13 protein-coding genes are annotated in these 13,520 nt (G+C 59.2%); 1 reads left to right on the top strand and 12 read right to left on the bottom strand.

Translation table 11 applies throughout. The features are described 5' to 3' along the window. Positions 1-30 precede the first annotated feature (30 nt). The 12 genes from QMN23_RS01865 to QMN23_RS01810 all read right to left on the bottom strand — a co-directional run bounded on the left by QMN23_RS01865 (position 31) and on the right by QMN23_RS01810 (position 12,801). On the bottom strand, positions 31-441 hold the full coding sequence (locus QMN23_RS01865) for a bacteriohemerythrin (protein ID WP_282001425.1): 411 nt from the start codon (positions 439-441) through the stop codon (positions 31-33). Between the two features lie 54 nt (positions 442-495). After that, positions 496-2,115 (bottom strand): methyl-accepting chemotaxis protein, encoded by a 1,620-nt coding sequence (locus QMN23_RS01860; RefSeq protein WP_282001424.1) that lies wholly within the window; start codon positions 2,113-2,115, stop codon positions 496-498. Between the two features lie 142 nt (positions 2,116-2,257). Continuing rightward, entirely contained in the window at positions 2,258-3,907 is a 1,650-nt protein-coding gene (locus QMN23_RS01855) for a methyl-accepting chemotaxis protein (protein WP_282001423.1), read from the bottom strand. A 352-nt stretch (positions 3,908-4,259) separates the two neighbouring features. Next, a complete protein-coding gene (locus tag QMN23_RS01850) occupies positions 4,260-4,523 on the bottom strand; it encodes an ArsR/SmtB family transcription factor (RefSeq protein ID WP_282001422.1) in 264 nt (87 codons plus the stop codon). A gap of 16 nt (positions 4,524-4,539) precedes the next feature. After that, positions 4,540-4,914, bottom strand: a complete 375-nt coding sequence (locus QMN23_RS01845) for a rhodanese-like domain-containing protein (RefSeq protein ID WP_348835253.1) — start codon at positions 4,912-4,914, stop codon at positions 4,540-4,542. A gap of 51 nt (positions 4,915-4,965) precedes the next feature. Beyond that, a complete protein-coding gene (locus QMN23_RS01840) occupies positions 4,966-5,793 on the bottom strand; it encodes an MBL fold metallo-hydrolase (protein ID WP_282001420.1) in 828 nt (275 codons plus the stop codon). Beyond that, positions 5,790-6,002, bottom strand: a complete 213-nt coding sequence (locus tag QMN23_RS01835; protein ID WP_282001419.1) for a YgaP family membrane protein — start codon at positions 6,000-6,002, stop codon at positions 5,790-5,792. Before QMN23_RS01835 ends, QMN23_RS01840 begins: the two co-directional genes overlap by 4 nt. Before the next feature lie 63 nt (positions 6,003-6,065). Further along, positions 6,066-6,464 carry a DUF302 domain-containing protein gene (locus tag QMN23_RS01830; protein WP_282001418.1) on the bottom strand — a complete coding sequence of 133 codons (399 nt, stop codon included), beginning with the start codon at positions 6,462-6,464 and terminating at the stop codon, positions 6,066-6,068. Positions 6,465-6,498: 34 nt separating this feature from the next. Further along, on the bottom strand, positions 6,499-6,927 hold the full coding sequence (locus QMN23_RS01825; RefSeq protein WP_282001417.1) for a C-GCAxxG-C-C family protein: 429 nt from the start codon (positions 6,925-6,927) through the stop codon (positions 6,499-6,501). 80 nt (positions 6,928-7,007) lie between these two features. Next, positions 7,008-10,223, bottom strand: coding sequence for an efflux RND transporter permease subunit (locus QMN23_RS01820; protein ID WP_282001416.1), 3,216 nt, complete (start codon positions 10,221-10,223; stop codon positions 7,008-7,010). Between the two features lie 122 nt (positions 10,224-10,345). Continuing rightward, positions 10,346-11,458 carry an efflux RND transporter periplasmic adaptor subunit gene (locus QMN23_RS01815; RefSeq protein ID WP_282001415.1) on the bottom strand — a complete coding sequence of 371 codons (1,113 nt, stop codon included), beginning with the start codon at positions 11,456-11,458 and terminating at the stop codon, positions 10,346-10,348. After that, positions 11,455-12,801, bottom strand: a complete 1,347-nt coding sequence (locus QMN23_RS01810; RefSeq protein ID WP_282001413.1) for a TolC family protein — start codon at positions 12,799-12,801, stop codon at positions 11,455-11,457. Before QMN23_RS01810 ends, QMN23_RS01815 begins: the two co-directional genes overlap by 4 nt. 230 nt (positions 12,802-13,031) lie before the next feature. Between QMN23_RS01810 and QMN23_RS01805 the strand changes: the two genes are divergently transcribed. Continuing rightward, positions 13,032-13,514 carry a DUF2062 domain-containing protein gene (locus tag QMN23_RS01805; protein WP_282001412.1) on the top strand — a complete coding sequence of 161 codons (483 nt, stop codon included), beginning with the start codon at positions 13,032-13,034 and terminating at the stop codon, positions 13,512-13,514. The last annotated feature ends 6 nt before the right edge of the window (positions 13,515-13,520 follow it).

Genomic DNA, 13,520 nt, shown 5'->3' with positions numbered 1-13,520 from the left:
TACCGAGCAGGCCTACCGCCGGCCGGCGTACTAGGCGACGCCTTTCCCGTTGAAAAAGGGGCCGTACTTTTTGTCATCCCCCTGGATATGCTTGGTAAGCCAGTCACGGAGGAAGTTCATCACATTCTGGGTCAGCACCGGCTTGCCGCCCTGCAGTTGCTTCTGCAGATCAAGGACCTGCATGACGAGGGCGTTATGTTCTTTTTTGTGCGCCTCGAAATCGGGGTAGTTGTGCGTTCTCATCAACTGCTCCTCGGCGGCAAAATGGGTCTGGGTATACGAAATGAGCGACTTGAGGATATCCCCCAAGACCTGGCTTCCTTTACCGGCTTTCATCCCATCATGCAGCTGGTTGACCATCTCCACCAGTTTCTTGTGTTGGTCGTCGAACTGCCGCACCTTAACACTCAGACCGTCGCTCCAGGTAATCAGGGCCATCATTTCCTCCTCAGGATGTAAATTTCCCGTTATCGGGAAAACGCAAACCTCGCTTGCTCAAGATGCCAGTTTGAACCGCCCAACCAGTTGTTTCAGTTCTTCGGCAAGATGGGCCAAGCCGGCGGCCGCTTCAGCCGAGTCATTGGCCCCCGCCGCCGTCGCTTCGATAATATCGGTAATCTCCATCACGCTGGAACTGATTTCCGTCGTGGTCCGGGTCTGCTCGTCGGCGGTCGTTGAAATTTCTCCGACCTGAGCATCGAGCATCCGGAACTGCTCCAGAATCGCCTGGATCGCTTCTCCGGAACGAGCCGCCTCGGACCTGCCGTTCTCCACTTCTCTGACCCCCTGCTCCATGGCGGAAACCGCCCCTTTGGTCTCGTCCTGGATTCCCTTGATCATCTGGGAAATTTCCCGGGTTGCTCGGGAAGTGCGTTCTGCCAATGCCCGCACCTCGTCGGCAACGACGGCAAAGCCACGTCCCTGCTCGCCGGCCCTGGCCGCTTCGATGGCAGCGTTAAGGGCAAGCAGATTCGTCTGATCGGCAATATCCTCAATTGTGGAAATAATCTCACCGATCTGGTCGCTCCGGCTACCGAGGCTTTCGACGGTCCGAGCCGAATCCATTACCCGATCGGCGATCCGGGCCATCACCTCAACCGTCTTCTGAACGACCTGGGCTCCAGTCTGGGCCGAATCATTGGCCAGCCGCGAGCTTTCTGCCACATTGCCGCAGTTAGTGGCAATCTCGAAGCTGGTGGCTGCCAGCTCTTCGCTGGCTGAGGCCACAGCACCGACCTGGCTTGCTGCCTTCTCGGCTCCTTCGGCCATTTGACCGGCGGTTGCCTGGAGCTGGAACGAGGATGATGCGACCTGCAGGGTATTGTGGGATACCTGGGCAATTATCACATGGAGCTTTTCAACGAAATTGTTGAACCGGGCAGCCAGCTCGCCCAGTTCATCATTGTTCTGGAGTTCGATCCGCTTGGTCAGGTCGCCATCGCCATCGGCGATATCAGACAGCCGTTCAACGACCTTGCGCAGCGAGGAGATGAGACCGACGGAGATGGTCAGGAGGCAGGCCAGCAGGGTTAGCGCAACAACAATAATCGCTGCCAGAATCTGGATTCGTGTCAGAACCAACTCGTGATTGAGCGCCTTGCTCGCCTCCTGGTAACTTGCCCCTACCTGCTTGGGAATGTAGTTGTCGAGAAGTGGCTCGAACTCGTTGATGATGTCGCGCAAATCTTCCCGATCCTCGTTCAACGACTCGTCCTTGAAATCACTTGCCAATGCTTTCTGGGAAAGCTTTTCGAATTGGCCGACATACTGGGTGGCCAGTTTTCGGGCATTCTCCACCCATCCCTTGATCTTCGGATCAGCGTTGTTGGCGGAAATGGCATCCAGTTGGACGTTTACCTTATCGACTGACTCCTTCACCCGGGCAACCCATTTATCCTGGTGCCGATCAAAAAACTCTGCCTCGTACTCCCGCGCCTTGAGCATGGCAATATTGCCCCGCAACGCCGAAGTATTGACAGCCGCTAGCTTTTCCATGGCCAGCTGATGCCGCTGCACTTTGGCGAAGCCGATCAGCATAAACACCACAATTACCGCCATCCCCAAGAGCGTCAGGCCAAGCGTCAGCCCCATCTTCCGTTTGATTGTCAACTGCATCGTACAAACTCCCTCTGACCGATTTGCAACTCCGGCAGACAACTGACCGGCGAAATGGCCCATCCGGCCTCATTTAGCGACATTTGACCAGGAACGGGCAGACCGCAAAATCGCGCACAAAATCGGGCCATTTCTCATCTTTTTACGCGCTGAGCCGGAATTTTCCTACCAGCCGTTGCAATTCTTCAGCCAATCCGGCAAGTTGAGCGGCGGCGGTCGCCGACTGCTGGGCACCGCTGGCGGTTTGCTGGGCGACATCAGTGATCCGCTGAATATTGCCACTGATTTCCGTGGTGGTAGCAGTCTGCTGCTCGGCGGCAGTCGCGATTTGCCCGACCTGCGAGCTGACCGCATTGATCTGATCGAGAATGTCCTGCAGTGCTTCGCCGGAGCGGGTCGCTTCGCCGGTCCCCCGTTCGACCTCCTGTACCCCTTCTTCCATCGATGAAACCGCCCCGCGAGTTTCCTGTTGAATCGCCTTGATCATTTGGGAAATTTCCTTGGTCGCCTTGGTTGTCCGTTCGGCCAGCGCGCGGACTTCATCGGCGACGACGGCAAATCCCCGTCCCGACTCGCCAGCTCGGGCAGCTTCAATGGCGGCATTGAGCGCCAACAGATTGGTCTGATCGGCGATATCCTCAATTGTCCCAATGATTTCTCCGATCTGGTCACTACGGGAACCGAGGCTGTCGACGGTTTTTGCCGCATCCATGACCCGCGCCGCAATCCGGTTCATCACGCTAACTGTCTCCTGAACAACCCCGGCGCCAACATGGGCCGAATCGCTGGCAGTGCGAGCTCCCTCGGCAAGAGATACGCAATTCCGGGCAATTTCCATACTGGTTGCTGCCATTTCTTCGCTGGCAGTGGCAACCGTGCCGGCCTCGCCAGCAACGTGCTCCGCGCCGTCGGCCATATGTCGCGCCGCCGATTGAACCTGGTGGGCGCCGGCAGCAACCTGAAGGGCGTTGCTGGCAACACTACCGATGATCGTCTGCAGCTTTTCGACAAAGGCATTAAATGAGTGAGCCAGATCACCCGACTCGTCGTGGCGTTCCACGACGATCCGCTGGGTCAGGTCCCCTTCACCTTCGGCTATGCCATGGAGGCTACCGACCACCCGACGCAAGGGCCGGACAATTCCCAACCCGACCGAAAGGGCAAGAGAAAGGGTAATAACGGCAAACAGACAGGTTCCGGCAACAACCCCCCAATAGAGTTTTGCCATTTCCTTATGGACATCGTCGACATAAATGCCGCTGCCGACGACCCATCCCCATGGCTCGTAAAGCTTAACATAGGAAATTTTCGGTACCGGTTCGCTCTCTCCCGGTTTTGGCCACATGTAATCAACAAAGCCACCACCCTTTTCCCGGCAAATTTTGGCAAACTCAACGAACAGATGTTTGCCGTTCGGATCTTTATTCTCGCTGAGATCGGTACCGTCCAGCTCCGGCTTCATCGGGTGCATGATCATCCGCGGCCCGAGGTCGTTAATCCAGAAGTATTCCTTCCCTTGATAACGCAAGGACTTGATCTCGTCAGCCGCCCGCTTCTGAGCTTCCTCCTGGGTCAATTCCCCTTTCTGCGCTTTGTCGCCGTAGCCGCTCAAGACATGATAGGCAACATCCACCACGTTCCGGGTGGCGCCTTTTTTGCCGTCCATCAACCTCCCTTCAATGAACGGCAGGAAGAAAAACAGCACCAGCACGGCGAACAGTGTCACCGTTACTGCCGAAATGGTCATGATCTTCGGCAAAATTCCCCAGTCCCTGTACCTCTTCAGTTTCATGAACGACTCCTCCGGCTGAAATAAGTGCTGCGGCAGTCAGAGTTCTCTCCGGTCGAGAATCAGCACCCCACGCATACTTCTTATCGGAGACTCGGGGGTGATCTTTAATTTATATAACGTCATTCTATACATTAGCGGCCTATAATCATTTATCAGCTCGCCTACCCTCGGACAAACGACATCCATAAAAATAACAGCATTCATCGCTGGTAGCTGTTTTCGGGATCAGCAGGTCACGCGGCGGCGGAGCGGTAAGAGGCAGGACTTCTGCGCTGGCAGGAATACGGGAAAAGTGGAAGGGAGAGGGAAAAGAGAGGCTTATTTTTTTGGGGGGGGAAATCGGCAGCGGGAGTTAGGAAAGGGCCTTGACGATCTCCGTTACCGGGCCTTCTTTCAGGGAATAGCAGACCCGCACACCTTCCCGGCGGGCATCAAGAACCCCATGCTCCTTCATAACCTTGAGATGCTGCGAGACGACCGCCTGGGGCATGCCGAGGCATTCCCAAATCTCTTTGACGCAGGCACACCCCGTCGCCAGCCCCGTCGCAATGCGCAGCCTGACCGGATGGCCGAGAATTCTCAGCAGCAGGGCAACTTCTTCAACTTCACGGTTCATGGTAACCCCCTTCCCCTTAACGGACCATCGGATAGCCGTGCCGATACCAGCCGACGATCCCATCCACAACATTGTAAACCTCCCGGAAGCCTTTCCGGACCAGCAGGTCGGCAACCAGACAGGAACGGGAACCGACGGCACAGTAGACAACGACCGGCCGGTTTTTCGGAATTTCACCGAGGCGTCGCTCCATCTCGTTAAGCGGGATTAGCACCGCACCGGTCAAATGAGCCTGGCGATACTCCTCGGGAGTCCGCACGTCGAGCAGGTAAACGGCGACTTTTTTGGCCAGCAGGGTCCGCGCCTCAGAGGACTCGATATTGCGGTAGCCGACGGCAAACGCAGCATTCGCACCTAACAGGACTGCCACGGCCGCGATCAGAAATTTCACCACAAAACCTCCGGCACCGAACATTGTTGCGCTCCGCCAGACAAGGACTGCTCAGACTTCCAAGGTATAGCCGACGTACGCCGGATGAAACACGCCGGGAAACTCGTGGGCAAGCCGGGCAGCAGCATAAAAACCGGTGCAGTGACTGCCGAGAATTTTCCGGACGCCGAAGCGACGCAGCGCCGCTATCGTCTCATCAAGCTGCGCTTGGCTGCAGAAGCCGAGGTGGGTCCCGCCGATCACTGCGTAGACTTCGTCAATCCCCGTCATTTTTTGCGCCCACTCGATAGTATTGACCACCCCGGCATGACAGCAGCCGAGCAGCAACACCAGCCCCCGCTCAGAACGGAGGACCAGAGACTGGTCGTCACTGATCGGATCGGCTGTGCACCCCCCATCATCGCAGCAAAGGCCGGTGTCCCCCTTTTCATAGCCGGTCAGCCGGGGAACTTCGCCGGTCAGCCACGTTTCCGGGCCGATCTCCCGCCACTTTTCGCTGAGCGAAAAAATCGCCCCCTGCCCCCGCAGAAAATCCTCGGCGTAAGGGATGCCGATCGAAACGCTCTCTCCCTCGCGTACGCGGTAACGGCGGGTAAAGATCCCGGGATGGGCAAGGATCTCCTTGGGGCCGCAACTGCCCAATAACGGCCAAAGACCGCCGGTATGGTCATAGTGGCCATGGGAAAGGGCCACCCGACTGACCCGCCGCAGATCGCGCCCCATCCGCTGGGCATTATGCAACAGGCCCTCGCCCCGACCGGTATCGAACAGCAGCCCCTGGCCGCTTCCTTCCACCAGCGCGGCAAAGCCGTGCTCGCCGATCGTCCCGGAAATCGGCCCAACGGTGTTGTCGCAGAGGATGGTGATCCGGTGTTTCATTTCGAACAGCAATCCCGAGGAAACTTGGGAACCCCCAGTTTTTCCAGAATCGTGATCATCGGACACCAGTTGGTGAAGCCCGACTGGAAGAGGTTAAGGCCGACGAAGGCGGTAAACCAGAGCCAGTTGATGTTCACCTTGACCGCCAGCACCACGGAAAGCAGAATAAAACTCCCGGCGATGATTCTCAGCATTCTGTCGATATACATTGGTCGTTCTCCTTTGTTGGTTCCCCTCTGCCCGTGCAGAGGGGATGAGACATTTACATTTGTCTAGACCGCCGCCAGCACCCGCTCCAGCATCCCCCGGACGCTCCGGGCCATCTCGGTCATTTCCGGGTTGCCGATCATCCCCAGGGCCGCTACCGGATCCATAACCACTACCGCTGTTCGGCCGTCATCGGTGGTATAGAGGACGACGTTACACGGTAGCAAAGCACCGATGTTGATCTCCCGGGCGACCGCTTCCCAGGCCAGCGCCGGATTGCAGGTACCGAGAATCTTGTAGTTGCGGAACTCCCGGCCAAGTTTGGCCCGAAACTTCTCCTTCATGTCGATTTCGGTCAGCACACCGAACCCTTCCCGGGCCAAGGCCGTCCGAACCTTCTCTTCCGCTTCGCCAAACGACGCGTCCACAGTCTTGCCAAATGCATACGGTGTTGTCAGTTCCATGGAAACCTCCCTCAGGAACGGCCGGACCGCGTTCCTAGGCTGTCAGCAACTCCGCTACCTTTTCCGCCACTTTACCGGTCAGCACGGCACAGCCGCCCGTCCCTTTCGCGCTCTTCGTAGCCACCCGGCAACAGACGGCACTGTACTCGTGTTTGAACCAGCTGTGCAGCTCATGGGTTAACTGTTTGGTTTTCCGCTTATCGTCCCGCAGGACGATCCCGAAAGCCATGGTCCCTCCGGCCACGGCACCGCAAAGACAGCCACTCCCTGAACCGCCGCCGAAGCCAGCCGCCACGCGGACGACCTCCTCGGGAACCTCCGGAGCAAACTGATTACGAACCGCCATCAGCACTGCCTCGGCACAGTGCATCTTTCCGGAGCGATAGAATCCTTCTGCCACCACCCCAACCTGCTCGGCCAGCGAATCGCCAGCCGCGCTATCACTTTTCCTCTGCCAAAACATCGGGCCTCCGTCTTTTGAATCAGGTAATGGCACCCGGGTGGGGTGCCCCATTGTTGCCAAAGCGGCTCAGCGGACCGCGTCTATGCCTCTTCCGCCGTCTTCCGGTGCCGCTCCTTCCAGTTTTCCACCAAATAGTAGAGAATCGGGATGGTCACCCGCGACAGGGTAGTCGAAGCCATCTCGCCGAACATGAGGGCAATCGCCAGCCCCTGGAAAATCGGGTCGAAGACGATGACGAAGCTCCCGACCACGACCGCCGCCGCCGTCAGAAGCATCGGCCGGAAGCGGACCGCCCCCGCCTCGATGATTGCCTCGTCGAGCGGTAGCCCTTCCCGGCGTTTCATCTCGGCGAAATCGATGAGAATGATCGAATTCCGGACGATGATCCCCGCCAGGGCAATGAAACCGATCATGCTGGTGGCGGTGAAGAAGGCGCCGAACAGGGCATGTCCCGGCAGGATGCCGATCAGGGTCAGGGGAATCGGTGCCATGATCACCAGCGGCGTGCTCAGGTCCTTGAACCAGGCCACCACCAGCACGTAAATGAGGATCATTACCGCTCCGAAGGCGAGGCCGAGATCGCGGAATACTTCATAGGTGATATGCCACTCGCCGTCCCACTTAATCGCCGGATGCTCCTCGCTCCATGGCTGATGGGCAGCATACTGGGCGACATGGTAACCGCCGGGGAGCTGTATTTTGTCGATCTCCTTCTGCATCTTCAGGATTGCATAGACCGGAGCCTCGATCGCGCCGGCCACGTCACCAGTGACATAGACCACGCTCTTGAGGTTTTTCCGGTAGAGGGTCTTTTCTTCGGTAGTGGTGGCTACCCGCACCAGTTGGGAGAGCGGCACATTTCCCTGCGGCCCGGGAACGTAAATGGATGACAGCGAATCGATCGAGCTGCGCTGGGCCACCGGCAACCGGAGATTAATCGCCACCGCTTCCTTCTCACGCGGCAAGTGGAGAATTCCGGTATCCATCCCGGCCAGGGCAATCCGCAGGGTCTTAGCCACGTCTTCTGCGGCAATCCCGGAGAGGGCCGCTTTTTCCCGGTCAACGGCAAAGGTAACTTTCGGCTGGTCATCCTCCACGTACCAGTCGGTGTCAACCACACCGTTGACCTTCTGGTAAATCGCCTTGATCTGCCGGGCGATAGCGAGCCGGGTCACCTGGTCGGGGCCGTAGACCTCCGTCACCAGGGTCGATAATACCGGCGGTCCCGGCGGCACTTCAGCCACCTTAATCCGTGCCCCGTAACGGTCAGCCACCTTTTTCAACAGCGGCCGGATCCGCTTGGCAATATCGTGGGATTGGTCGTGCCGCTCGCTCTTCGGCAGGAAGTTCACCTGGATATCGGCCACGTTCGGCCCCTTGCGCAGATAATAATGCCGAACTAGGCCGTTAAAGTTGAACGGGGCGCTGGTGCCGATATAGCTCTGGAAATCGGTCACTTCGGGAACCGTCCTGAGAACATCGCCCATCTCGGCGGTCATCCGTGCCGTGTCCTCTAGCGGCGTCCCGTCCGGCGCATCGATGATCACCTGCAGCTCGTTCTTGTTGTCGAACGGGAGCATCTTGACCGTCACCAGCTTGAAGTAGATCATCGAGCACGACAGGAGAAGAAGCACCACCACCCCGGCCAGGAAGCCGCGCCGGAGCGGCTTCTTATGGATCAGGGCTCCCATCACCTTGCGGTAGAAGAGGGTCAGCCGCGAATCCTTGACCTCCTCGGCGCTGCCGAAGTGCGATTCTCCCTTCATCAGCCGATAGGCGAAGTAGGGGGTAACGATGAAGGCAATGAACATCGAGAGGAGCATTGCCATGCTCGCCCCGACCGGGATCGGCCGCATATAGGGACCCATCAGGCCGCCGACGAAGCCCATCGGCAGGATCGAGGCGATGACCGCGAACGTGGCAAGCACCGTCGGGTTGCCGATCTCGTCCACCGCCCGGATTGCCGCTTCCAGCGGCTTGAAATTGGTGGTCGTGAAGTAGCGGTGGATATTCTCCACCACGACGATGGCATCGTCGACCAGGATGCCGATAGAGAAGATCAACGCAAAGAGGGTGATCCGGTTCAGCGTATAGCCGATCTCCTTGAAGACCAGCATGGTCAGGGCCAGGGTCACCGGAATGGCGATAGCCGCCACGGCTCCGGCACGCCACCCCATGAATAGGGCGATCAGAATGGTAACCGACAGCGCCGCCAGGAACATGTGGAAGAGCAACTCGTTGTTCTTCTCCTTGGCCGTCTCCCCGTAGTTGCGGGTCACGGTCACCTTGATGTCCGGCGGAATCACCTTCCCCTTGAGGAATTCGACCCGCCGCAGCAGGTCCTCCGCCACCCAGGTGGCGTTGGCCCCCTTGCGTTTGGCAACAGAGATAGTCACTGCCTGGTAGTTGGCGGCATGGTTGCCGCTCAGCCCCTCAGCCGCCGCAGCCGGGCCGAGACCGAAGAAGACATAGTCGGCCGGCTCTTCGGGACCGTCCTCCACCCGGGCTACATCGCCGAGATAGACCGGCCGGCCGTCATGGACGCTCACCACGAGCCGCCGTGCCGCATCGGCATCACCAAGGAATTCACCGCCATCGACCAGGTATTCGCGATTGCCGGCAGCAAACGAGCCCGACTGCAGCGAAGAATTTCCTTTCTGGATCGCGCCGGCCACTTGGAGCGGCGACAGATCATAGGCGGCGAGCCGGGCGGCATCGAGTCGGACCAGGAGCTGTCGCCGCCGCCCCCCCTTGATCTCGGTCTCCGCCACATTATCGCCTTTTTTCAGCTCATCGCAGAGTTCCCGGGCAACATGGCGCAACTCGTAGCCGTCATAGCGATCGGACCAGAGAGTCAGGGCAAGGATCGGCACGTCATCGATCGATTTCGGCACCACCAGCGGCTCGCCAGCCCCCGGCGGCAGGATGTTCCGGTTGCTCATCACCTTGTTGTAGAGCTTGACCAGCGATTTCTCCATGTCCTCGCCGACCAGGAACCGGACGGTGACAATCCCCATCCCGGCTTTGCTCATCGAATAGACGTATTCGACCCCCTTGATCTCCCACATCTTCTTTTCGAAGGGGACCACAACCCGCTCTTCCACCTCTTTCGGTGTGGAACCGGGCATCGGCAGGAAGATATCGACCATCGGCACGACGATCTGCGGCTCCTCTTCACGGGGAGTAACCAGTACCGCATAGAGGCCGAGCAGCAGCGACGCCAAGACGATCAGTGGCGTCAGCTTCGAATTGATGAAGGCGCGGGCGACTTTCCCCGCAAAACCGAGATTGGTCATCGAATACTCCGAAAACGCCCCGTGCCGGATCATGCCGGCAGGAGACGAGAATCAGCACTGCAAATGCCGCCCGAAAGCGGCCCGTTCCGCCACCGGAACGGATTGGGACCGGGAAGTCCCCGTTAGCGAATTCGGGCTCCCTCGACCACTCTGTCAGCGCCGCCAACCACCAGCCGCTCGCCGGCAGTCAGGCCCGAGAGAATCTCCACCCGGTCACCGAACATTTTTCCCACCTTGACCAGGCGCATCCGGGCAGTCCCCTGCTGATCGACCACCCAGACCGAAGTCAGCGCACCCCGTTCGACCACTGCGGCTTTTGCCACGACAATCCCCGACCGCTCCCCGGTTGGAAGCACCATTCGCCCAAACATCCCGGATTTCAAGCCCTTGCCGGCCACATCCACCTTGACCGTAAAGGTCCGGCTGCCGGGATCGGCAGACGGCACCACTTCGGCGACCCGCCCATCCAGAGCCAGACCGGCACTTTCGATGGTCACCGGTAGCCGTGCCCCGATTTTGACCCGGTCGATCTGCGATTCGGGGACCGCCACCTCGAGCCGGAAATCCCCGTCACCTTCCACGGTCAGGAGAGGAGTTCCCGGAAACACCGTCATTCCCCGCTCCACCTGCTTGGCCGTGACCGTTCCCGCCAACGGGGAGACGATCCGTTGGTAGCCGGCGACGACCGAAGCCGCCCTGGCCGCATCCCGGGACGCTGCCAGCCTGGCAATTGCCCGCTGCACCCCCTGATCGGCCACCTCCTTGTCGGCTTTCCGGTTGTCCAGTTCTTGACGGGTTACCGCCTGCTCCTTGAACAGATTGTTATAGCGCTCATAGGTGGCATCGGCCAGCCGTTTCCGGGCGCGAGCCTCGTCGAGGCCCCGGGCCGCCTCTTCGGCTGCAGCCGTTGCACTGGCCGCCTGAGCGGAGCTCTCGCCCGCCTCCAAGGTCACCAGCAGTTTCCCCTTGCCAACCGCCTCGCCGTCACGGACGAAAACGCCCGTTACCGTCGCGGGAAGGCGAGCAGCCAGGACGGCACTATTTTTCGCCTTCACCGTCCCCACCGCTTCAATCCCTTCAGGAAGGGTGGCCGCTACTGCCGGGGCCACCGTTACCCCGGAGACAACAACCGGCTGCCCGGCAGCGGTTGTTGTCTCCTGCTTGCCGCCGCAGCCGGTAACACTCAATAGTGCGCCAAGGACGAGCAGATTTGCCGCCATGGTCCGTACGTTCATCGGTCAATCTCCTTCAGGAAAATACCGGCAGCGTAGTAAATCCGCCCCGTTGCCAGCAGGTAGTCGGTTTCGCTCTTCACAAGCCCCGTCCGGGTCCGGTTCAGGGCCGACTGGGAGTCAAGAAGGTCGACGATCGTCGCCAAGCCGTTTTCGAAACGCTTGCTCACCAGGCGGGTCGCCTCATCCGCAGCCAGGAATGCATGGCGGGCCACCTCGAGACGCTTGCCGGCCTCCTCGCGGCGGAGGATGCTCTCCCGTACCTGGAGAACAATCTCGTTGCGCAGCTGTTCCTGGTACTGGGCTGCCGCCTGCCGGGACGCCCGGGCCCGGGCTTGGTCGTTGCTGCGCCGCAGCCCGTCGAAAATCTCCCAGCGCAGGCTGGCGCCGACCGCCCAGGCATCGTTATCCCGACCCAGCGGAATGTCCCGGTCATTCATCTGATAGGAAGCATCGGCATAGAGCGTGGGGAGCCAGGCGCTTCGCGCCAGCCCCACCGCCGCATCGGCCTTCTCTACCAGCTTGGCCGTCCCTTTGAGATCGGGGCGGCTCTGCAGCGCCTCGTGAACCACCTCTTCCTCGCTCATGCGGAACGGCTCGGTCGTCACGTCACCGTCGATGTCGAGATAGTCGCCGGCTTCACCGCCGGCAGCAAGCGCAAGGCGCATCTTCGCCAGCTTCAGATCATTAATTGCAGTAATATTTTGCTGCTCAGTCTCGGAGAGGAACGTGCGCGCCCGCAACTCGTCGGATTTAAGACCCACCCCCTGCTCGTTGCGTACCTTGGCCACCCGGAAATGCTCGCGGGCTTCAGCGACGTCCTTTTCCGCCGCAGCCAGCATTGCCCGGGCCTTCTGCACCTCCAAATAGGCAGAGAAAACGCTGAAGCCGACGTCTTCCCGTCGTTGACCGAACAGTTCGCGCTGTCGATCAGCATCCTTCTCGGCCATCGTCTTCAGGTAGCCGACGCTGAAATCCAGCAGCGGCTGCTCCAGTGACAGGCTGGTCTGAAAGTCGCTGTGCACCGCCGGATGGTTCAGGTTGCCAATCTGGAAATCATCGTTGGTGAACCGCCCCTCGTCGAGCTTCATCATAAAGACTCGGGTCGGTGAATTGGAGGCACCAAAAGACTCGTCGAACATGATCCGGGGGAAGTAGCGACTACGGCTGACCGCCACCTCCCGCTCGGCGGCGTCCCGCTCGTAAGCCGCTCCCCGTACCAGATGGTTCTGCTGCAAGGCGCGATCCAGCGCTTCCTTGAGCGTTACGGAAGCGTCGGCAGCCCACAGCACGGCCGGCGACAGACTCAACAGCAACAACACGGCAACAAGCGACAGCAACTTCACCCGATCCCTCCTTGCGACATGGAACCATACCAGCGGCGCCATACATATAAATAAATATATATATTCCACCCACTATATTGTCAACGATAAAAAGTATACCCGATATTTAAATTATCTTAACAATATTTTCAGCACAATGCAGGGCACGGTACAAACGGCGCTCCCGGGAAATAATTTGACAAAGGGGAAGCTGGACCTTAGACTCATCAGCCTGAAGGAGGCGGGATTACGTGCTCGATTGGCAAAAGTGGAAACACAACGTCAAGACGATTCTTACCCTGGACAGCCATCCGGGGCACATTGCCGCCGGGTTTGCGGTCGGCGTGTTCATCAGTTTCACTCCGTTCTTCGGCTTTCACACTCCCCTGGCCATCGCCGCCGCCTTCCTCTTGCGCATTAATAAACTCACCTGCATTACCGGCGCTTGGGTCAATACCCCACTGACTGTGGTTCCGGTGCTCAGCGCCAGCTACAAGCTGGGCCGCTTCGTCCAGGGGCTCCCCGTCCACGAGCTCAAAGCTCGCAGCCTGGAGTGGCACCACTTGCAAAGCCATGCCGCCTCGCTGGTCATCGGCTGCTCCCTGATCGGGTTTGTGGCTTCGGTGATCGCTTACTTTCTCTGCTATTACCTGGTCATCCGCTTCCGCAGCAAGGACGAAGCATTATCCCAACTCGCCGAAGAGATGGAAGAGGTCGGCGAGGACCTCGAATAACCCTTC

Origin of the sequence: Geotalea uraniireducens, assembly GCF_027943965.1 — a bacterium.
GTDB lineage: Bacteria > Desulfobacterota > Desulfuromonadia > Geobacterales > Geobacteraceae > Geobacter > Geobacter uraniireducens.
The sequence above is the reverse complement of the archived record's forward strand: the minus strand, read 5'-3'. Positions and strand labels throughout refer to the sequence as shown.